Raw genomic sequence first — 19,981 nt, 5'->3', positions numbered from 1 at the left:
CCATAATTGCAATGAGAGGGTATGTCAGATCATCCGCCGCCATGCGTGCGCAGGGTCAGCACCACCAGCAACGCCAGGCAACCGAACGTCATCGCCGCAACGCCAGCTAGAAACAGGGTTCCAGCCTGGAATCCCCCAACCCAGAAAGCACCGGTTATCCGCGTGCCGGCGGCGATCAGGCATATTACGACGCCTACTGCACCAGCTAGACGGCCGATCCATAACAGTGCGGTTTCCATGCTTTTTCTCCCAAAATAAGAACAGTAGGTCGGGCAACGCTGCGCTTTTGCCCGACAGTGTGCTCGGACACTCAGGGTTTCTCAACCGCCCTCGGTTCATCCAGTCCTCGTTCCGCCAAAGCGGCCGCGCGGAACAGGGCGCGCCCCTTGTTCATGGTTTCCTGCCATTCGCTTTCCGGCACGGAATCCGCGACAATGCCGGCTCCGGCTTGAACATGTAGCACACCATCCTTGATGACCGCAGTGCGAATGGCGATGGCGGTATCCATGTTGCCGGACCAGGACAAATAACCGACTGCTCCGGCATAAACCCCGCGCTTGACCGGCTCCAGCTCATCAATGATCTCCATAGCCCGAATTTTCGGCGCACCACTGACCGTGCCTGCCGGAAAAGTCGCTCGCAGCGCGTCAATCACCGTGAGTTCAGGACGCAACCGCCCAGTCACGTTGGACACAATGTGCATGACATGCGAGTAGCGCTCGACCACCATCTTCTCGGTCAGGCGGACGCTGCCAATCTCGCTGACCCGACCTACGTCATTTCGTCCCAGGTCAATCAGCATCAAATGTTCCGCGAGTTCCTTGGGATCGGCCAGCATCTCGGCTTCCAGCGCCTGATCCTGTTCCTCAGTTGCGCCGCGATGGCGGGTGCCAGCGATAGGCCGCACCGTCAGCAAGCCGTCCTCCAGCCGGGTCAGAATCTCCGGCGAGGAACCGACAATGTGAAAATCCCCTAGGTTCAGGAAATACATGTACGGTGAGGGATTCAGTCCGCGCAGCGCCCGATACAAATCCAGCGGCGCAGCCTGGAACGGTGCGGACAGGCGTTGCGAGGGCACCACCTGCATACAGTCGCCGGCCAGAATATAAGCTTTGATCCGTTCGACGGCATTTTCGTAACCCTGCTGGGTGAAGCCGGACACGAATTCAATTTCGCCTGCTTCGGGAGCGGAACGACGTGGGCTATACAGCGGACGAGGGGCGCGCAATTTCTCCACCCACTCATCCAGGCGCTGCTGGGCGCGAAGATAGGCGCGCTCCACAGCCGGATCGACCAGGGTAATCAGATACAGCCGTCCGGCCAGATTGTCGAAGACGACCATGTCTTCGGACACCAGCAACAAAATATCCGGGTTATCCAGTGGATCGGGATTCGGGCAATGCGCCAACCGGGGTTCAATATAGCGAATCGTGTCGTAACCGAAGTAGCCGACCAGTCCGCCGATGAACCGGGGCAACCCCTCGCCGGTTGCTGGAACCCGGTAGCGACTCTGGAAACTTTCAATCCAGTCCAGAGGATCGGGACATTCCAGCGATTCTACGATTTCCCCCGAATGCTCAACCGTGATCCGCTGGCCGCGCACTCGGATGATCTTGCGACAAGGTAGCCCGATGATCGAATAGCGGCCCCATTTCTCGCCGCCCTGCACCGATTCCAGCAGATAGCTGTAGGGCACATCGGCCAGGCGGAGGTAGGCGCTCAGGGGCGTGTCAAGATCAGCCAGCACTTCACGGGCCACCGGAATACGGTTGAACCCTTCGTTGGCCAGGCGGCTAAAGTCATTCGGCGTCATGGGTTAGTAGCAAGCAACGCAGGTAATTCGGTAATGGAGTCAATCACCGCGTCCGGCTGAGCGTCGCGGATATCATAACCATGATTATAGCCGTAGGGGACGCAAACCACCGGACAACCGGCGTTGCGCGCGGCGCCCACGTCGTTCAGCGAATCGCCGACCATCAAGCCCTGTTCAATGGCGATGCCCAAGCGTTCAGCGCACAGCATTAGCGAATCAGGGGCTGGCTTGGGCTTGGGCGCGCATTCGCCGCCAACGACCGTGGCGAAGAATGCGCCGATGCCCAGTCGATCCAGTAGGGGTTGCGCGAATTCCGCCGGTTTGTTGGTGACGCAGGCCATGGGGAAACCGATGCCATGCAATTCGGCCAGTCCGTCGTGAACGCCCGGATAGAGCGCGCTATAGACGCTGATATGTTCAGCGTAGGCCGCTTTGTACAAGGGCTTAGCGCGAATGAACAATTCAGGATCGGCCTGGCTGGCGTCCATCTCCCCCACCAGGGCGCGGCGAATCAGGTTATCCATGCCGTTGCCGACCCAGGTGCGCACCTGATCTTCTTCGCGCGCGGGCAGGCCCAGTTGGCGCAGCATGACATTTACCGCTGCGGTCAAGTCGGGGACACTGTCCACCAGGGTCCCATCGAGATCGAAGAAAAGCGCCGTGATGTTTTTGAACATGATTTAGCTGTCTGTCTTGGCCAATTCCGCGCGCAGGGCGGCAATAGTGGCTGAATAGTCGGGGGTATTGAAAATGGCCGAGCCGGCCACGAAGGTGTCAGCGCCTGCTTCGGCAATGGCGCGGATGTTGTCGATTTTGACGCCGCCATCCACTTCCAGGCGCACCGCGCAACCGCTTTCATCAATCAAGCGCCGTGTTTCACGCAACTTTCTCAAGGTGCCGTTAATGAAACTCTGACCGCCGAAACCGGGATTGACCGCCATTAACAACACCATGTCAACCTTGTCCATCACGTATTTCAGGCAATCCAGCGGCGTGGCGGGATTGAAAACCAGGCCGGATTGACAACCACAATCACGGATGTGTTGCAGACTACGGTCGATATGGTCGCTGGCTTCTGGGTGAAAGGTGATGTAGGTCGCGCCGGCGGCAGCGAAATCGGGGATGATACGATCCACCGGTTTAATCATCAGATGGGCGTCAATCGGCGCAGTGACGCCGTGCTTGCGCAGCGCCGCGCACACGATAGGGCCGACGGTCAGATTAGGGACGTAATGATTGTCCATCACATCGAAATGCACCCAGTCCGCACCCGCCGCCAGTACGGCGTCGACTTCCTCGCCCAACCGGGCGAAATCGGCGGACAGGATGGACGGAGCAATCAAATAATTGTGCATAAGGAGTTGCTACCTTAAAGAATTTCCAGTGGGCAGGTCGATCAGTTAACCGTAGTTTCCTTAGACAGATAATTCGTCTCATAGGTACTGAGAACACTAGTTTAGCTTAATTCTATATAAAAATATCTAATTATCAATTTATTACCTGAAAAATCAGCGTGTCTTCGCGCATGGAAACCCAGTAATTACAAGGGAGCTGAGGGCTACTCAAGCCGCTTGCCAGGAACAGGAATTGACGATCTGCCGGCCTGTCTGATCAAGCGCTCTAACGCATTTAGCGAAGCTGCGCCTGACGCGAATGTGCGCGAGTCGATGCCGGCTGTCTGGAAAAAACGTATCCTTGACGCCTTGAGCCAGGCTAGTGGGCTGACACAGAAGTTTTGACAGGTAGCGGTGGGTGCCCTATGGTTGAGATCAACAGGAGGAATCACCATGGCCCACAAGTATCTGGTTGATCTAACTGAAGAGGAGCGGGAAGACCTGCTGAAGGTCATTCATAAAGGCAAGGCAGCGGCGCGCAAGGTTGCCCGTGCCCATGTGTTGCTGCAGGCTGCGGAAGGGGCGACGGATGAGGCCATTGCCCAAAGCCTTCACTTGGGGATTTCGACCGTTCATCGTACCCGTCAACGGTTTGTCGACGAAGGGTTGCTGGCGGCGTTAAGCGAGCGGCCACGAGTCGGTTTGCCCCCGGCCTTGACCGGCAAACAGGCCGCCTTTCTGGTCGCCTTGGCCTGTAGTACCCCGCCCGCTGGCCGTTGTCAGTGGACTCTCCAATTGTTAGCGGACCGCTTCATGGAACTCCGGCCCATCGAAGCCATTTCCCGTGAGAGTGTGCGGCGCATCCTTAAAAAAACGACCTCAAACCCTGGCAACGTCAAGAATGGTGTATTCCCAGTGTCAGTCCCGATTATGTTTGGCATATGGAGGATGTGTTGGACCTGTACGCCGAACCCGATGATCCTCAATACCCCCAAGTGTGCTTCGATGAAAGTCCGGTGCAATTGACCAGCGAAACCCGCTGTCCTCAACCCGCCCGCCCGGGTCAACCGGCGCGCTATGACTGTGAATACAAACGCGAAGGCACCGCCAATTTATTTCTATTCGTACAACCCTTGCGCGGGTGGCGTCATGTTAATGTCACGAAACAGCGCACCAAACGCGATTTTGCCCAGCAAATGCAGCAACTCGTTGATGTGTACTTTCCGAAGGCGGAGCGAATCCGGTTGGTCGTGGATAACCTCAATACCCACACTCCTGCGGCCTTGTATAGTGTCTTTTCTCCAGAGGAAGCCCGCCGGATCACCCGCAAGCTCGAATTTCATTACACCCCCAAGCATGGCAGTTGGCTCAATATGGCGGAATGTGAGTTCGCTGTTCTCGCCGGCCAGTGTTTGAATCGCCGCATTGCGAACCTCGAAACTTTGCGGAAGGAAATCGCCGCTTGGCAAGGCCCACGCAACCTACGTCAGACCAAAATCCACTGGCAGTTCGGCACCGACTTGGCCCGGGTCAAACTCAAGCGCCTCTATCCTCCCTTGAAATCTTCTGAAACCCCGGTGGACCTAGAAACCTCTGAACCTGTCAAAACTTCTGTGTCAGCCCACTAGAGGAAAAAGCGACCAAGCGGCGGCAATGCGGGGCGTCAGCCGCGCCACGTTGTGGAGAAAAGTGCGGGAATTCGGCATTAATGATTGATATCTGTCCCTATACCAGCTAGTTTTATCTGGTTTTAGAACCAAATCCAAAGACCTTCCACACGAGGACCACCATGACCCGATCCCTACTGCGGCCTTTTGCCATCCTGATGATTTGCGGCTTGGCTGGCGTCGCCCAGGCCGCCGGCAATCCTCAAGCCGGCAAGACCAAGTTCGCTACCTGCGCCGGTTGCCATGCCATTCCGGGCTATACCAATGCGTACCCGACTTATCATGTACCCCGACTGGGCGGCCAGAAAGCGGAGTATATCGTGACCGCGCTCAAAGCCTACCAGGCGGGCGAGCGCACACACCCGACCATGCATGCCAACGCCTTCCAGCTCAGTGAACAGGATATGCAGGATATCGCTGCTTACCTGGCCAGTTTCGAGTCGGCCGCTGCGCCTTATCCCGTGCAAGGCGATGTCGCTGCCGGTAAGGCCAAAAACACGACCTGCGTTGCCTGCCATGGCGCGGACGGCAACGGCAACGCCCCTATTTACCCAAGGCTGGCTGGCCAGCATGAGGACTATCTGCGGACGGTCCTGCAACACTATCAGTCAGGAAAGCGCAAGAACCCTATTATGAGTGGGATGGCCAAGCCGCTGTCAAAACAGGATATCGCCGATCTGGCCGCCTACTACGCTAGTCAGCCCAAGGGATTAGTGACCGTTCAGCAGGAATAGACCGTTGCTCCAAATCAGCAGCGCGATATCTTGTCAACCTGGGGCGCTGGCCCCAGGTAACCCGGCACCATCCCCACCCATCCTTATCCATCCAATCCCCTCTGAATCCGCCTGAACGATACCGTTTCTGGCTCCTTTATTCAGTCTGGCGCGCTTCCCTTCCTGATGAACCTGCGCATCGAGCAGAGCGTCAAAATATGTATATGATGATTTTTCTCTCAATGAGCAACTTTCATCAAGACACTATCATAACCAGCGATTTAACAGAATAAAGTTTTTCCAGGAGACACAAAATGTTTATTCCCGAATTAACAAGACCGATGATTGTCACCCTTCTCATCACCGCCCTGTTATCGGCCTGCGCCACCAACCCCGATGGGACAATGAATGATCAGCAGCAAACTGTTGCCGAGGGCGCCATGGTCGGCGCTCTCGTGGGGGGATTGCTCGGCGCAGCGATGGGTGACAACAGAAGGAGCGCTCTGATCGGCGCCGCGGCCGGCGGCATCATTGGCGCGGGCATCGGCAGTTCCATCGCCGAACGCAAGGCCCAGTACGCCACCGAAGAAGATTTCCTGATCGCGGAAATTCAACGCAACCAGGATTTTATTGTGGAAGCCGATGCGCAGAACCGTCAGCTCTATCAGGAAATCGCCCGACTGGATCGTGAGTCGCGCCGCCTGGCGCAGGAGTATCGGGCGGGCCAGGTTTCCCGCGATGCTCTGGCCCGGCAAAAAACCAGCCTGGAACAGCAACTCGCCAAAGCCAAGAAGGTCCAGTCGCTTACTGAAAAACAGTTGGCCGATACCCAGCAGGTTTACCAGGAATCGCGGCAGAAGCGTGGAAACGAGGATCAATACACCCGGCAACTAGAAACCAATTTAGTGCAACTTCGCCAGGCTGAGGAGCAATCAAGCCAAAACGTCGCTAGTCTGCATCAAATTTATGACAATCTATCCATATAAACCAATCCAGCATGCTTCCGAAAGACCTTGCTCTTGCTGAAAAGAAGCCGGAAGCAGGAGGTTGATGCCAATGAAGAACTTGACTATTTCCAGCAGTATCCTGAGCCTTCTTATCCTGAGCGCTTGCGCGACCGATCCAACCAACGATCCGCGCACCGGTGGTTTCTTCGGCGGCGTACATGGACTAGCGGCGGGTGACTATGAAATGCGTCAACAGGAATTGCAGGGAGAACGCGACGAAACCTTGAACGAGTTGCGCGCCCTGCGGGAAGAGGGCGCATATCTGGAAGCCGAGCGACAGATGAAAGCCGAGGATGTTGCTGCGCAGCGTTGGCAATTGGCCTCGCTCAAAGCGAAAAACCGGGCGCTGGCCAACCGAATCAATGAATTGCGCCGCTCCAAATCCATAACTGAACAAAAGACTGTGGAACTGCGTCGCCAACAACAGCAACTAACGCGCAATATCCAGCAGTTTGAAGTTCAACTTGAACAAGGTCAGCTTTCGGTCCAACAGGCTGAGACCCGCCAATTGAGCCTGGAGCGGCAGTATGACGCGATCAAGGGCTTGTAAAGGTTCCAGGCATCAGGAATGGAAACCAGGAGTTGCTCTTGAATTTGTCCGGTTTCCATGCGGAAAGACAGTTATGAGAAATGTCTGGCTGATGTTCATTTCGCTCCTGGCGGCGGGTTTCTGTATTAGCCTGGTATTTGCTCAAGACAGTGAACGCAACCGGTTTTTCGTGCAGCAGATGATCGACCTGGCCGCCGCCGGCAATCAGCAAGGCGTGCAGACCATGCAGCGCATGTTGGAGCAGAACTCGCGACCGACAGCGCTCGATCCAGCGGCGGCTAATGCTTCCGTCCAGTGGGGACAGGCCGCTTTACAACAGGATAGGCTGGACGAGGCGTTAAAGGCTTTTCAGCAGGCGGTTCAGGACGATTCTGGCCATGTGGAAGCTTTCAACCATCTGGGCCTGCTCTACCGCAAGCTTAACCGATTCATTGATGCGGAGCGCGCCTTGCAACAAGCCCTGTCGCTGGAGCCGACTCGGGCGGGCGCTTGGTTTCAGTTGGCGCAGATTTACGGTCTCCAGAACGACCAGCGCCGAGCGGTAGGGGCGCTTGCTAATACCTATCTTTATGCACAGAATCCAATGAAAGCCGAGGAAATTTTGCGTTATATCGCTGAAGATGAAGCAGTGGATGCCTTGCGCAACGCCGCCCTGGAAACTCTGCATTTGTACCATCTGCCTGCACAACCTGCGATTGTCCCGCCCCTAGCGCCCAATCCGGCCCTGTTCAAGTAATGTTATCAACACGTCATGCGCGTCCTGCTTAAAATATTGGCGCTGGCGATCGCCTTGGCGTTGCGACCGGCTGTGGCTGGCCAGTACGAAACCTTTGATTATCATGTCCAGCAGATGATCATTCACGCGCTTGCCGGGGATATGGCCAGCGTACAAACTTTCCACGAATTGCTAGGCAGTCTGCGTCAGCCAGAACCTGGCGATCTTCAACAGGCGCGGTCCTTCAGCCAGCAGGGTCAGGAGAACCTCGGGCGCGGAAACCTCAAAAGCGCTTTATCCGCATTCCGCCAAGCCTTCATCGCCGACCCTGCCGATCCGGATATCGCCGGGTCTCTCGCGTTAACCTATTTGCGCTTGAACCGCCCGCGGGAAGCGGAACGCCTGGCGGTCTATGCGCTTTCTCTAGCGCCAGCGCAGGCAACGCATTGGCTGACGCTGGGGGAAATTTACGGTCAGCTGGGGGACGCCCAAAGAGCGACGGGCGCGCTGATTAATGCCTACCAGTTTGCTCAGGATCAACCGCGCATGGCTGCGCAATTACGGCAATTGGCTACGACCCATGAGACGGATAAGGTGCGTATCGGCGCATTGCAAGCCTTGCGAGCGATCTCCGCTACAACCGCTTCCCCTGGCGCGTCCAACAATCCAGGAGAAACCGGTCGTCCTGTCCAGGCGCCGCTTCCCGATCCGCAACCGGGGGAGATTGTTCGAACCGAGGGTAGCAGTACGGAAAGTCCCCGACAGAAAGTTTATCGACACGCCATCCCGTTGACCTGTCTCATCGTCACTTTCCAGAATGGTAAAACTGCTAACCTGGGCAGCGGATTGCTGGTTTCCACAGATGGATTGGTTATGACCAACAGCCATGTGATCGAGAAAGCGGAAAATCTGGCGGTGCGCTGCGGCGATCAGGAATCGAGGGCCGAGGTGCGCCGCCGCAGCAAAACCCCGGATCTGGCGCTTCTAGCGACTTCGCTGAAGACTCGGGACAGCCTGGTGCTGAATGAAACCTACAACCGGGATCTGGTGGGTCTGGATGTTTTCGTGATCGGCAATCCCTATGGTTTGGAAGGGACGTTTTCCACTGGTATCATCAGTGGTTTGCGCGAGATTGATGGGGTGCGTTACATCCAGATTTCCGCACCGATCAGTCCCGGTAACAGCGGCGGACCGGTCTTGCTGCGGGATGGCACGGTCATCGGCATCGCCACGCTCGGCTCTAAGGTGGGCCAGAACCTGAACTTTGCCATTGCCGCCGCCGAAATCGTGAACTCCAGGTTTTTCGACCCGAAACGCATGAAAAGCGGGCGGCTGAATGGCAAACCGCGTGTTGATTAATGGGAGTTGATGGCATGGGTGATTTTTAGGTCGATGCTACGCGCTGAGCGTCAATACCGCGTCCATTTCCACCTGCGCGCTGCGCGGTAGGGCAGCAACGCCAATCGCCGCCCGCGCCGGATAAGGCTCCTGGAAATATTCGGCCATAATCTGATTCAACAGGGCGAAATGGCTGAGATCGGTCAGGAAAACATTGAGCTTGACCGTATCCGCCAGGCCGCCGCCACTAGCGCGAGCTACCGCCGCCAGATTATCGAACACTTGGCGAATCTGCGCCTCTATGCCGCCTTCTACCAACTGCATGGTCGCCGGATTAAGGGGAATCTGGCCGGACAGATAAACCGTGTCGCCGACCTTGACTGCCTGGGAATAGGCGCCAATGGCGGCCGGGGCTTGATCAGTCTTGATGATTTCACGAGGCATAAGCATGTTCTCAAAGGATGAAGGATGAAGGATGTAAGGATAATAAATTTAGAGCGTATCGTGCAGAGGAGCGATAGAGGAAACGATCGGCTGTAACTTCAGTTTATGCTAAATCAACTCAGTAATTTTTAATTTTGGCGCACTAGCGAGGAAAGGACGATGCATGTACTTGTCGTCGGTGGGGCGGGGTATATCGGCTCCCACATGGTGAAATTACTGGTTCAACGCGGGTTCGAGGTGACCGTGCTAGACAATTTGTCTACCGGCCATCGAAACGCGGTGGCAAAGGGCGTGCGATTTGTACTAGGCGATCTGTTTGAGCGGGATATTCTGGATGAAGTGTGCCGGGAAACCTGTTTCGATGGCGTCATGCATTTCGCGTCTTATATCCAGGTCGGCGAATCGGTGCGCGATCCAGCCAAGTATTACCGTAACAATGTATTTAAGACCCAGAATCTGCTGGATGTGCTGGTAGCGCGGCGGGTAAACAACTTCATCTTCTCATCCACCGCTGCGATCTTCGGCGAGCCAGTGCGAACTCCAATCGATGAGGAGCATCCCAAACAACCGATCAATCCCTACGGGCGCGGCAAGTGGATGGTCGAGCAGATCCTGGAGGATTACGACACGGCCTATGAGCTGAAATCAGTCTGCCTGCGTTACTTCAACGCCGCCGGCGCCGATCCCGAAGGCGAACTGGGCGAACGGCATGACCCGGAAACGCATCTCATTCCCTTGGCGCTGCAAGCCGCCAGCGGTCGCCGGCCGCATATCACTGTATTCGGCAAGGATTACGACACCCCGGACGGAACTTGCATCCGCGATTACATTCACGTCAATGATCTGTGCGAAGCGCACTTGTTGGCTTTACAGCGCTTGTGGGATGGCGCGGACAGCGTTGCCTATAATTTGGGTAACGGCAACGGTTTCTCGGTACAGGAAGTCGTTGAAACCGCTCGCACGGTGACCGGACGCGATATTCCAGTGCAATACGGCCAACGCCGGCCTGGCGATCCGGCTCGCTTGGTCGCCGATTCACGAAAAGCGAAAGCGGAACTGGCCTGGACGCCGCGTTACGCCGATCTGGCGACGATTATCGCTCATGCTTGGCAATGGGAAACAATAAGTTAAGGCGCTGATTACAGAAGAACAAGGTAAACGACGATGAGCGCTAAGGTCCACGCTATCCTGTCGTTCATGGTGAGTATTCTGGCGGTTGTGCTGATGTGTTGGGTAGTGTACTGCTGGACTCATCAATCGATTGCAGGTTCCGCCGACTATGGGTACCGTTGGCCGATCGCGATGGTGGTCTTCGTTGTGCTCCTGGGCGCGTTGTGTCTTTACCAGTGGCGGCGAACGAGAGTGACAATGGCGCGAGCGACGGGCTTGAGAGAACGCGAGCAGTTATTTCGCAAGTTATTTGAGCAATCCTGCGACGCCAACTTGCTGCTCGATCACGAGCGCTTTTTCGATTGCAACGCCGCAACGGTTCGATTAATGCGCGCTACGAGTAAAGAACAGGTGCTTAATCGGCAACCATCTGATTTATCACCTGAATTTCAGCCAGATGGCCGGCGTTCTGCTGAAAAAGCCCAGGCAATCATTACCACCGCCTTCCAGGAAGGCAATCAGCGGTTCGAGTGGGTGCATCGCCGCCTGGATGGAAGCGAAGTTTGGGTAGAAGTATTGCTAACAGTGATTCCGTGGCGGAATCAGCATATTCTGCATACAACCTGGCGTGATATTACGCAACGCAAGAACGCCGAAGAGGCGTTGCGCGCCAGTGAAGCGCGATTCCGCGATCTGTCAACGCTGGCTTCGGACTGGCTCTGGGAACAGGATGATCAGTTTCGATTTACCTACTTTACTTTGGGCAAGGCGATGGCGGGCCTGGAGCAAATCGGTATTAATCCCAACCATTTTCTGGGCAAGACCCGCTGGGAAATGCCGATTGTCAATCTGATGCCAGAACAGTGGGCGGCGCACCGCGCTCTGCTTGATGCGCATCAACCCTTTCGGAATTTTGAGTATCGGGTGCATTCGGATTCGGGCGAGGAACGCTGGTTTTCCATCAATGGCATCCCCTTATTTGATGCCGCCGGATGTTTTGCCGGCTATCGCGGCACCGGACGCGATATCACTGAGCAGCAGCGGGACAAGCAAAACATCCAATATTTGGCTTACTACGATGCGCTTACGGGTCTGCCGAACCGGACGTTGTTGACGCAACGGGCGGATTTGATGCTGGGGTTGGCGGAGCGGCGTGGCGAGGAGTTGGCTATCCTGTTTCTGGATCTGGATCGCTTCAAGGAAGTGAACGACTCACTCGGTCACACCGAGGGAGATGTGTTGTTGGTGGAGGTCGCGCGGCGGCTTGAAAGAACAGTCCGGGAAACCGACACAGTTTGTCGGCTGGGCGGCGACGAGTTTGTGTTGCTGCTGCCCGAGGTTGGCTTGGAAGGGGCGCGGCGAGTGGCGGACAAACTGCTGGCCGCTTTCCGTCAGCCGTTCAATATCGCCAGCCATCGCTTGCACGCCACGCTCTCGGCTGGGATCGCTCTCTATCCTTATAATGGCGTCAATTTTGACGAGTTGCTGAAGAACGCCGATACCGCTCTGTACCGGGCCAAAGAGGCTGGGCGCAATACTCGTATGTTTTATACCCGGGAAATGAATATTGCCAGCGTGGCGCGATTGATGCTGGAAACCGAATTGCGCCAGGCGCTCGAAATGGGCCAGTTACGTGCTTACTACCAGCCCAAGTTGCGGTTGGCGGATGGGAAGCTGGTCGGCGCCGAGGCTCTGGTTCGTTGGCAACATCCGAAACGCGGCTTGATCCCGCCCAATCAATTTATTCCGCTAGCGGAAGCCAGTGACCTGATAGTTGGTTTGGGCGACTGGATGTTGGAAGAAGTCAGCCGGCAATTGGCCGCTTGGCGTAGCGCTGGGTTGCCTGCTTTGCATGTGGCTGTCAACCTTGCTGCACGCCACTTTCGCCAACCTGGATTCGTGGCGCATATTGAGGGTTTGCTAACCATTTACGGTTTGCCGCCCGCCGCATTAGAACTGGAGCTGACCGAATCCACCTTGCTCGAAACCGGCACGCAGACGACCGATACGTTGCAGGGATTGAGGCGCTTGGGTATCGGGTTGGCTGTTGACGATTTCGGCACCGGTTATTCCAGTCTGGGTTATCTCAAACGCCTGCCGATCACGGCGCTGAAGATCGATCAAAGTTTCGTGCGCGATCTGGAGAATGATCCGGATGACCGGACGCTTGCTGCAACTATTGTGGCGCTAGGGCATAGCCTGGGACTGAAAGTCATTGCCGAGGGCGTCGAGACTGAGCAGCAGCGGCGCATTCTGCTGGAGCAAGGTTGTGATCTGGCGCAAGGGTATCTATTCAGCCAACCGCTGCCAGCAGAAGATTTTGTAACATGGCTTACCCGTCGATCCTCGATCGTTGCTTCCTTCCATTGTGAATACGCAGTGGCCAGTGATTGACCCTTTGCAGTCGATGCGAGGAGCGGCTCCGGCCCTGGCTGCGGAGGAAGCGCACCTCTGGCTGGCTAATTTGCGGCTGCCGGCCGAGAGATTAGCTGTGCTGACAGCCACGTTGACCGTGGACGAGCGGGAACGGGCGGGGCGGTTTCGCTTTCCTGAGCATCAGGATCGTTTCATTGCAGGACGCGGTTTGCTGCGGGAACTGCTGGGTATCTATCTGGATCAGCCGGCGGCGCTTATCCGTTTCAATCAGGGACCGCGCGGCAAGCCGGTGCTAGTGGGCCAGCCTGCGGAAACCTGTTTGCACTTCAATCTTTCCCACAGCAGTGATCAGGTGTTGTACGCCATTGCCCGGTGTGAGGTCGGCGTAGATTTGGAGGACATGAATCGTCGGTTGGATTACGCGGCGGTGGCGGAACGCATCTGTACCTCGCGTGAATGGGCGGTATTCCAGGAATTGCCCCCGGCATGTGCCCGCGAAGAGTTTTTTGCCTGCTGGACGCGCAAGGAGGCGGTCGTCAAAGCACTGGGAGAAGGACTAGCCCACGGTTTGGGCAAGTTGGAAGTCTGTTTGCAGGGTGACGATTGGGTCAACCAGCGGGTGGGTCTGCGCGACGCCGCTGACCGGGAATGGAGCGTGCTGAATGTGCCCATCGAACCTGGGTGGGTCGCCGCGCTGGCCGCGCCCGGCGCTGACTGGCGCTGGCGGGGTTGGCGCTGGAATGCCGGTTAACTGCACCGGAAGGGAGTCGCTACGTTCGCGCCGCAAAGTCGATGCGCGGGTCTACCCAATGATAGGTTAAGTCGCTGATCAGATTCAACAATAAGCCGATCAGGCTGAAGAAGTACAGCGTCCCGAACATCACTGGATAGTCACGTTTCACCACAGCCTCGAAACCCAGTAAACCCAGTCCATCCAGCGAAAAGATCACCTCGATCAACAGCGAACCGGTAAACAACATACTCACCAGCGTGGCCGGAAAACCAGCGATCACCAGCAGCATGGCGTTGCGGAAAACATGTCCGTACAGCACCCGCCGCTCGCTCAAGCCCTTGGCGCGGGCGGTGACGACATATTGTTTATTGATCTCGTCCAGAAAGGCATTTTTGGTCAGCATGGTCAATGACGCGAAACCGCCAATCACCATTGCCGTGACCGGCAAGGTCAGATGCCAGAAGTAGTCGGCGATGCGCGCCGGCCAACTCAAATCCATCCAGTTGTCGGAAGTCAATCCGCGCAATGGGAACCAGTCCAGATAGCGTCCGCCGGCAAATAGAATGATCAGCAGGATCGCGAACAGGAAAGCGGGAATCGCGTAACCGACGATGACCGCCGCGCTGGTCAATACGTCGAAACGCGAGCCGTCGCGCACCGCCTTAGCGATGCCCAGCGGAATCGAAATCACGTAGATCAGCAGCGTGCTCCATACCCCGAGCGAGATGGAAACCGGCAGCTTGTCCAGTACCAGATCCAGCACCGCCCGGTCGCGGAAATAACTCTGGCCGAGATCGAAGGTCAGATAGTCGCCGATCATTCGGCCAAACCGCACGTAAGCAGGCTGGTCGAAACCAAACTGGCGGTTCAATTCGGCAATGAACGCCGGGTCCAGACCCTGCGCGCCGCGATAGGCGCTGTCACTGCTCGTTGCCGCTGCGCCGCCGCTTGCTTCCATGCCCTGTCCGCCGCCCACCCGCGCGGTTGCCGCTACAGCGGTATTTTTGAGTTGCGCCAGCAATTGCTCCACCGGCCCGCCAGGCGCAATCTGCACGATGGCGAAATTAATCGCGATAATGCCTAGCAAGGTCAGCGGAATCAGCGACAGGCGGCGCAGGAGGTAGGAGAACATGCGAAACTTTTTGCTAATGGACTAAAGGTTATTTGGTAAGTATTCACCTCCCCTCTTTGAAAAAGGGGGGTTGAGAAGATTTTAGTCGTTTTCCTCTGGTCAGAATTGATCCCAGCGTCGGCGTCGGCGCCAGGGAATGTGCGGAATGATCAGGCCCAGCAACAGACTGCCTGCAACTACGCCGGCGCCTACCAGGAACCAGTCGCGTTTGGATTCGTCGCGCAAGGAGATATTTTGCGTTTCGAGTTCCAGCAATTGCTGATTAATTGCGGCCATTTCCTGTTGCAATCTCGCATTATCTTCTTCAATTGCCAGAGTTTGGGACGCAGCGCGGCGAACTTCTGCCAATTCCGCGCTGCAGCGCGTCAAGTCAGCGCGGGTCGTTTCCAGCGCTTTCTTTTCACCCTGTAGAGTCTGATTTTCACTTTCAAGCGCAGCCATGCGCTTTTCAAGTTGCGCCACCTGCTCCCGGGTCGGCGGCTCATCCATCAGGTAGCGCGTCAGAATCCAGCCGACGGTTCCCTCCGGCGTTTTAATCTGGGTATAGCCGTCTTCATTATTGGTTTGCAAAATGACCAAAGGCGTACCGCTAGACACCATGCGCAGGATCTTGTGGCGTGTGGAAGCGCCGCTGCGCACCGGCACTGTGAAGTCATCTGTCGCATAACGGGTTTCGGCATGGACGGGGCCGATCAGAAAAATCAGTATCAACAACGGATACAGTAAAAAAAATCGCTTCACGCGGACTCCAGTCGAATCGTGTACAAGAGGCTGGGTAAGTAATGACGCCAAACTCAATCCAGTTCATGAATCATATCCGCCAGGGTTCCACCCGGCGGAATCATCGGCTTGACATCCTCGGTGCGGTCGACCCAGACATCGACCACACAGGGGCCATCATAATTCAGCGCTTGTTGAATGCCGGTCTGGATTTGGTCAGGACGGCTGATCCGCACGGTTTCGATGCCCGGAAACACGCGGCCCAGATTCAAATAATTGGGATTCGGCGTCCGGCATTCCCGAGCGTCAATGCAAGCTGGATCGCATTGCGTCGTCCGCGCCAGGCAGGTTTCGTAATGATGGCCCTGATTGAACATGTCCTCCCATTGCCGCACCATGCCCAGAAAACCGTTATTCAGAATGAAGGTTTTCACCGGAATCCGGTTTGCGGCGATGGTGGCCAGTTCCTGAAGATTCATCTGGAAACTGCCGTCGCCGTCGATGCATAGCACCGTCTTGTCGGGGCGGGCGTAACAGGCGCCGATGGCGGCGGGCAAGCCAAAGCCCATGGTGCCCAGTCCCCCCGAACTGATCCATTGGCGAGGTTCCTGGTAATTGTAAAACAGCGCGGACCACATCTGGTGCTGGCCGACGCCGGTGACGATGATGCTGGTCCGTTCGGTCAGCCGGGATAATTCCTCGATGAATTGCTGGGGTTTAATAAAGTTTCCCCCAGTTCGGTAAGTCGGTGCGTATTCCTGTTTCCAGGCGGTCAACCGATCCAGCCACTTGTCGATGTCTCCGCTGGCCCAATCAAGCCCGTTGGCGTAATTCAGGAAATCCTGGGCATTCGCGCGCAAGGGGTAATCGGCCATAATCGCCTTACCGATCTCGGTCGCGTCGATATCGACATGGGCAATGGTTTTGCCTTCACCGAACGCGCGAACCGCGACCCGGTCATCGAAACGGGCGCCGATGCTCAAAATGAAATCCGCATCCCGTAGCGCCTGGTTCGCAGCAACTGTGCCATGCATTCCAGGCATACCCAGAAACCGGGGATGGTCGTGGTTGATCGCGCCCAGCCCCATGAATGTCAGCGTGACCGGCAATTGATAGCGATCCACGAATTGACGGAATTCGTCGCTGGCTTCGGCGCTGATCACCCCACCGCCGCCGATGACCACCGGTTGTTGCGCGCTTTGCAGCGCCGCCAGCAGGCGATCAGCAGTCGGGCGATGCATGGTCGTCTCGGGATAATAACCGCGCGGCAGTCTGAGCGGGTGTTCGGTCATGGACTGGCCAATAAGTGCATTCTTGCAAATATCCACCACCACCGGCCCGGGCCGACCGCTACCCGCAACGAAGAAAGCTTGGCGTAATACACCGGCCAGCTCTCCGGCATCCTTGACCAGGTAGTTGTGTTTGCAGATGGAGCGGGTAATGCCCACCATGTCGACTTCCTGGAAGGCGTCCTTGCCAAGCATGGTGCTGGGGACTTGGCCGGTGATAAAAACGCAGGGCGTCGAATCTTTGTAGGCGTCGGCAATGGGCGTTATCAGGTTGGTCGCGCCCGGCCCGGACGTCGCCAGCGCGACCCCGATTTTGCCGCTGGCCCGGGCGTAGCCTTCGGCGGCGTGACCAGCCGCGCCTTCCTGACGGCATAGCACGAAACGAGGCGTTTTCCGGCCTTGTCTCATCCGCAGATTCAACTCGGCGTGCAAGGGAATGACTGCGCCGCCGGTATGTCCAAACAGGTAGTCGACGCCGAGTTCATTCAGCACATCGATAGCGATCTCGGCGCCACTGCGCGCTGGCGGCGCGCATCCTGCAACGGGTTCTTTCACTTCCAGCATGGAGAAATACCTTTTGAGTCTTGAATCCATTGGGTTGCCGCCCATTCGGTCGGTTCCAATGGAGAGAGTCGGGACAAGCAATTGTAACCACTTTCTCGCTACTCCAAAGGCCATTCCACTCATTTTGAGCTGTACCGGTCAACTCGAACGGTTCGGAATGACCGGACTGAATCGATCCAATCTGCGAATAACCCGATAATCAAGCGTTTGGAGAAAATGGCATGAGGTTTGAGAAATAAAACCTACATTTTGATTTTATAGAATGTGGAGAAATCACTATGGCAACTGCAAATCGCATGATTCAAAAGGGTAGCACCGGTGCTGATGTCAAACTGCTGCAAGGGTTACTGAATCAGAAAGTCCCCCTGCCTAAGCTGCCCCAGGGGAAGAAACTGGTGGAAGACGGTATCTTTGGCTCGAAAACTGATGCCGCTACGCGCACCTTCCAGCAAATGAAGGGATTGAAGGTCGATGGGATTGTTGGTCCGAAGACCTGGGGAGCGCTGGGCGTTACTTATACCGGTCCGGGTGCAATGCCCGCGCCGCCCGCCGGCAAACCCAAGTTCGAGGAGAAAAAACCCAAGGATGGGTTTGATGGCGCGGTCAACCCTCCCTGGCAGATGGTCCCCATGAGCGGGCAAAAGACGGTCATTCTGAAGAATGCCGCCAATCTCAATGTGGTCAGTCGCAACCCCGGCATCGCTACGGTCGAAGATGTCCCGAAGTGTTTCGTGCATGGCGGACGGGAATTGATCATCAAGGGCAAGACCAAGGGTACGACATTTATTGATGTCAAGAATGGCGCCACCACGGTGGCCAGTCTGGAAATTGCGGTCAAAACCAAAAAAACCATTCAGGCGTCATTTCATCTGGTCGAGGATAACGCAGGTCATAAAACCAGTCGCAGCGCCAGCAGCGTGGATGGTTGGGTCAAGACCATGAACGATATTTTCCTGCCGCAGGCCAATATTCAGGTCACCAAGAAGCGGGCGATCAGCGTCAAGATCAACAAGGATCTGGGCACCGTGGTGCGCTTCTCCAAGCATTTGCCTGGGGTGCCTGCCAGCGAACATGAATGGGATCTGGTCACCGCCAAGGGCGACGCTTCCGCCGACTTTAATGTATTTTTCGTCTGGGAATATGAACAGGACATCAATCCTAATCACGATGACACCGACGCGGGTACGCTGGGTAAGAATTGTATTTTCGAAGATCACGCCGGGACGAATGTGGGCGATACGCTGGCCCATGAGCTGGGGCACACGCTCGGAGTGAACGATTTCTACGGCGCGGCTGAGAAGCCCTTGTTGATGTATGGGATCACCGATCAGCGTGGCCAGAAAATTCCCAAGGCCCACGCGAACACCATGAACCCATGAGCAAGGCTGGAAATCATGAACCGCCGGCGCGTGTGGTTGTTCTCTCTGGTAGGCGCGACGCTCGTGTCGGTCCTGCTCGTCTTTCAGTTTCCCCGAGGAATTGCTATGAACAATGATATTGCGAATCAAGTCAACGCGGCTTTCGCGGCTGCCCGAGAGGGCAACTACGAACCGGTTTCGCAACTGGGCGAACAAGGCGCTGGCGTCATTCCGCATCTGCAACCGTATCTGCGCGATGAGAATGAGATGGTGCGCCTGCAAGCCGTCGCGCTGTTAACTGCCTTCGATGACCCCGCCGCCATTCCTTTGCTGACGCAGGCCCTGGGCGATCCGTTGCAGGACATCCGCGCTCGGGCGGCGCTGGCGCTTTATGAACGGCATGATCCCCTGCAACTCGCAGAGCGGCCTGAACTTGGCGAGGCGCTACGCGCCAGTCTCGATCAAGGCAATGATGCCGCCGCCGCTATCCTGTTGCTGGGCTACTTCCCGGACGAAGCCAGTCTCAAAGCGCTGGAAGCATTGCGCGACCGGGCCGGGGATGCGCAAACCGAGCTGGCAACCTGGGCGCCGGTCGTGCCCGTCCAGTTACCGGTCGCGGTGAGTCTCTCCCGCCTGGGTGATCGGGCTGCGCGGTTGACGCTGTTGCAAACCAGCGCCGACGGTTCGCTGGCAGAGCGGGAATTTTTATTGTCGGTGCTGCGGGAAATCGACTCACTCGAAGTCTTGCATGCGCTGGCCAGCACGCTGGACGATACCCATGAAATTGGCGGCGGCGCACCCTCTGGCGTTCAGCCCCAGCGGCGGTTGTGCGATCTGGCCGTGGTCAGCTTGGTCAAGCGGCTGAATTTGCCAGTGAACTTTACGGTCACTGACCAACAGCGATTCACTTCCGGGGAAATTGATGCGGTGCGGAAAGCGATGGTGAGCGGTCTTCCCCGGTGATGAGAGTACATTGATCGTCACATTGCCGATCTCACCGGCTGGAAGAGCGCATTGACTCTTTGCGACCATTGCGGGAAATCCATGAAGGTTCATGACCATAGTTTGGAATCGACTGACTACACAGGTAGTGAGATAGCTACTCTTGACAATCCGCT

The 19,981-nt window shown here is 56.5% G+C and carries 18 protein-coding genes and 1 pseudogene; 11 read left to right on the top strand and 8 right to left on the bottom strand.

Annotation, left to right across the window (positions count from 1 at the left end):
* Window positions 1-29 precede the first annotated feature (29 nt).
* From H6973_01465 to rpe, 4 genes are all read right to left on the bottom strand, one after another.
* Window positions 30-239 (bottom strand): hypothetical protein, encoded by a 210-nt coding sequence (locus H6973_01465; GenBank protein MCP5124337.1) that lies wholly within the window; start codon window positions 237-239, stop codon window positions 30-32.
* Between the two features lie 71 nt (window positions 240-310).
* Window positions 311-1,813 carry an anthranilate synthase component I gene (locus H6973_01460; protein MCP5124336.1) on the bottom strand — a complete coding sequence of 501 codons (1,503 nt, stop codon included), beginning with the start codon at window positions 1,811-1,813 and terminating at the stop codon, window positions 311-313.
* The gene (locus H6973_01455; protein ID MCP5124335.1) at window positions 1,810-2,490 is read right to left on the bottom strand and encodes a phosphoglycolate phosphatase; all 681 of its coding nucleotides are present in this window, start codon (window positions 2,488-2,490) and stop codon (window positions 1,810-1,812) included. Before H6973_01455 ends, H6973_01460 begins: the two co-directional genes overlap by 4 nt.
* 3 nt (window positions 2,491-2,493) lie before the next feature.
* Window positions 2,494-3,168, bottom strand: coding sequence for a ribulose-phosphate 3-epimerase (gene rpe, locus H6973_01450; GenBank protein ID MCP5124334.1), 675 nt, complete (start codon window positions 3,166-3,168; stop codon window positions 2,494-2,496).
* A gap of 432 nt (window positions 3,169-3,600) precedes the next feature.
* On the opposite strand from rpe, the pseudogene H6973_01445 reads away from it, so the two are divergent.
* The 6 genes and pseudogenes from H6973_01445 (at window position 3,601) to H6973_01420 (ending at window position 9,158) form a co-directional block, all read left to right on the top strand.
* Window positions 3,601-4,775, top strand: a pseudogene (locus H6973_01445) (IS630 family transposase).
* Window positions 4,776-4,936: 161 nt separating this feature from the next.
* A complete protein-coding gene (locus H6973_01440) occupies window positions 4,937-5,548 on the top strand; it encodes a cytochrome c (GenBank protein ID MCP5124333.1) in 612 nt (203 codons plus the stop codon).
* A 293-nt stretch (window positions 5,549-5,841) separates the two neighbouring features.
* Window positions 5,842-6,513 (top strand): glycine zipper 2TM domain-containing protein, encoded by a 672-nt coding sequence (locus tag H6973_01435; GenBank protein MCP5124332.1) that lies wholly within the window; start codon window positions 5,842-5,844, stop codon window positions 6,511-6,513.
* 70 nt (window positions 6,514-6,583) lie between these two features.
* On the top strand, window positions 6,584-7,084 hold the full coding sequence (locus H6973_01430) for a hypothetical protein (GenBank protein ID MCP5124331.1): 501 nt from the start codon (window positions 6,584-6,586) through the stop codon (window positions 7,082-7,084).
* Window positions 7,085-7,157: 73 nt separating this feature from the next.
* Complete coding sequence (locus H6973_01425; GenBank protein ID MCP5124330.1) at window positions 7,158-7,820, top strand: tetratricopeptide repeat protein; 663 nt, start codon at window positions 7,158-7,160, stop codon at window positions 7,818-7,820.
* Window positions 7,821-7,835: 15 nt separating this feature from the next.
* Window positions 7,836-9,158 carry a trypsin-like peptidase domain-containing protein gene (locus H6973_01420; protein MCP5124329.1) on the top strand — a complete coding sequence of 441 codons (1,323 nt, stop codon included), beginning with the start codon at window positions 7,836-7,838 and terminating at the stop codon, window positions 9,156-9,158.
* Window positions 9,159-9,194: 36 nt separating this feature from the next.
* Here the strand turns inward: H6973_01420 and H6973_01415 are convergent, their stop codons facing one another.
* The gene (locus H6973_01415; GenBank protein ID MCP5124328.1) at window positions 9,195-9,581 is read right to left on the bottom strand and encodes a RidA family protein; all 387 of its coding nucleotides are present in this window, start codon (window positions 9,579-9,581) and stop codon (window positions 9,195-9,197) included.
* 159 nt (window positions 9,582-9,740) lie between these two features.
* Here H6973_01415 and galE point away from each other — a divergent pair, with 159 nt between their 5' ends.
* Genes galE through H6973_01400 form a run of 3 tightly spaced genes read left to right on the top strand, consistent with a single transcriptional unit; the run spans window position 9,741 to window position 13,818 of the window.
* Window positions 9,741-10,712 carry a UDP-glucose 4-epimerase GalE gene (galE, locus tag H6973_01410; GenBank protein MCP5124327.1) on the top strand — a complete coding sequence of 324 codons (972 nt, stop codon included), beginning with the start codon at window positions 9,741-9,743 and terminating at the stop codon, window positions 10,710-10,712.
* A gap of 33 nt (window positions 10,713-10,745) precedes the next feature.
* Window positions 10,746-13,085: an EAL domain-containing protein gene (locus H6973_01405; GenBank protein ID MCP5124326.1), complete on the top strand. Its 2,340-nt coding sequence runs from the start codon at window positions 10,746-10,748 to the stop codon at window positions 13,083-13,085.
* On the top strand, window positions 13,078-13,818 hold the full coding sequence (locus H6973_01400; protein ID MCP5124325.1) for a 4'-phosphopantetheinyl transferase superfamily protein: 741 nt from the start codon (window positions 13,078-13,080) through the stop codon (window positions 13,816-13,818). The genes H6973_01405 and H6973_01400 overlap by 8 nt, the downstream gene beginning before the upstream one ends.
* Before the next feature lie 19 nt (window positions 13,819-13,837).
* Here H6973_01400 and H6973_01395 read toward each other — a convergent pair whose 3' ends face one another.
* The 3 genes from H6973_01395 to ilvB all read right to left on the bottom strand — a co-directional run bounded on the left by H6973_01395 (window position 13,838) and on the right by ilvB (window position 17,505).
* Window positions 13,838-14,932, bottom strand: coding sequence for a microcin C ABC transporter permease YejB (locus H6973_01395; GenBank protein MCP5124324.1), 1,095 nt, complete (start codon window positions 14,930-14,932; stop codon window positions 13,838-13,840).
* 99 nt (window positions 14,933-15,031) lie between these two features.
* Window positions 15,032-15,673, bottom strand: a complete 642-nt coding sequence (locus tag H6973_01390) for a TIGR04211 family SH3 domain-containing protein (protein MCP5124323.1) — start codon at window positions 15,671-15,673, stop codon at window positions 15,032-15,034.
* Between the two features lie 53 nt (window positions 15,674-15,726).
* On the bottom strand, window positions 15,727-17,505 hold the full coding sequence (ilvB, locus tag H6973_01385) for a biosynthetic-type acetolactate synthase large subunit (protein MCP5124322.1): 1,779 nt from the start codon (window positions 17,503-17,505) through the stop codon (window positions 15,727-15,729).
* A gap of 278 nt (window positions 17,506-17,783) precedes the next feature.
* On the opposite strand from ilvB, the gene H6973_01380 reads away from it, so the two are divergent.
* Both H6973_01380 and H6973_01375 read left to right on the top strand, forming a co-directional pair.
* Window positions 17,784-18,884: a peptidoglycan-binding protein gene (locus tag H6973_01380; GenBank protein ID MCP5124321.1), complete on the top strand. Its 1,101-nt coding sequence runs from the start codon at window positions 17,784-17,786 to the stop codon at window positions 18,882-18,884.
* A gap of 105 nt (window positions 18,885-18,989) precedes the next feature.
* The gene (locus tag H6973_01375) at window positions 18,990-19,826 is read left to right on the top strand and encodes a HEAT repeat domain-containing protein (protein ID MCP5124320.1); all 837 of its coding nucleotides are present in this window, start codon (window positions 18,990-18,992) and stop codon (window positions 19,824-19,826) included.
* Window positions 19,827-19,981 lie beyond the last annotated feature (155 nt).

The organism is Gammaproteobacteria bacterium, assembly GCA_024235095.1.
GTDB lineage: Bacteria > Pseudomonadota > Gammaproteobacteria > Competibacterales > Competibacteraceae > UBA2383.
The sequence above is the reverse complement of the archived record's forward strand: the minus strand, read 5'-3'. Positions and strand labels throughout refer to the sequence as shown.

What these genes read in the sequence shown, in the direction of transcription:
- H6973_01465 (MCP5124337.1), bottom strand. Translation starts at nt 239, where the DNA reads ATGGAAACCGCACTGTTATGGATCGGCCGTCTAGCTGGTGCAGTAGGC.
- H6973_01415 (MCP5124328.1), bottom strand. Translation starts at nt 9,581, where the DNA reads ATGCCTCGTGAAATCATCAAGACTGATCAAGCCCCGGCCGCCATTGGC.
- H6973_01380 (MCP5124321.1), top strand. Translation starts at nt 17,784, where the DNA reads ATGGCAACTGCAAATCGCATGATTCAAAAGGGTAGCACCGGTGCTGAT.
- H6973_01405 (MCP5124326.1), top strand. Translation starts at nt 10,746, where the DNA reads ATGAGCGCTAAGGTCCACGCTATCCTGTCGTTCATGGTGAGTATTCTG.
- ilvB (MCP5124322.1), bottom strand. Translation starts at nt 17,505, where the DNA reads ATGCTGGAAGTGAAAGAACCCGTTGCAGGATGCGCGCCGCCAGCGCGC.
- galE (MCP5124327.1), top strand. Translation starts at nt 9,741, where the DNA reads ATGCATGTACTTGTCGTCGGTGGGGCGGGGTATATCGGCTCCCACATG.
- H6973_01420 (MCP5124329.1), top strand. Translation starts at nt 7,836, where the DNA reads ATGCGCGTCCTGCTTAAAATATTGGCGCTGGCGATCGCCTTGGCGTTG.
- H6973_01460 (MCP5124336.1), bottom strand. Translation starts at nt 1,813, where the DNA reads ATGACGCCGAATGACTTTAGCCGCCTGGCCAACGAAGGGTTCAACCGT.
- H6973_01375 (MCP5124320.1), top strand. Translation starts at nt 18,990, where the DNA reads ATGAACAATGATATTGCGAATCAAGTCAACGCGGCTTTCGCGGCTGCC.
- rpe (MCP5124334.1), bottom strand. Translation starts at nt 3,168, where the DNA reads ATGCACAATTATTTGATTGCTCCGTCCATCCTGTCCGCCGATTTCGCC.
- H6973_01425 (MCP5124330.1), top strand. Translation starts at nt 7,158, where the DNA reads ATGAGAAATGTCTGGCTGATGTTCATTTCGCTCCTGGCGGCGGGTTTC.
- H6973_01455 (MCP5124335.1), bottom strand. Translation starts at nt 2,490, where the DNA reads ATGTTCAAAAACATCACGGCGCTTTTCTTCGATCTCGATGGGACCCTG.
- H6973_01435 (MCP5124332.1), top strand. Translation starts at nt 5,842, where the DNA reads ATGTTTATTCCCGAATTAACAAGACCGATGATTGTCACCCTTCTCATC.
- H6973_01395 (MCP5124324.1), bottom strand. Translation starts at nt 14,932, where the DNA reads ATGTTCTCCTACCTCCTGCGCCGCCTGTCGCTGATTCCGCTGACCTTG.
- H6973_01430 (MCP5124331.1), top strand. Translation starts at nt 6,584, where the DNA reads ATGAAGAACTTGACTATTTCCAGCAGTATCCTGAGCCTTCTTATCCTG.
- H6973_01440 (MCP5124333.1), top strand. Translation starts at nt 4,937, where the DNA reads ATGACCCGATCCCTACTGCGGCCTTTTGCCATCCTGATGATTTGCGGC.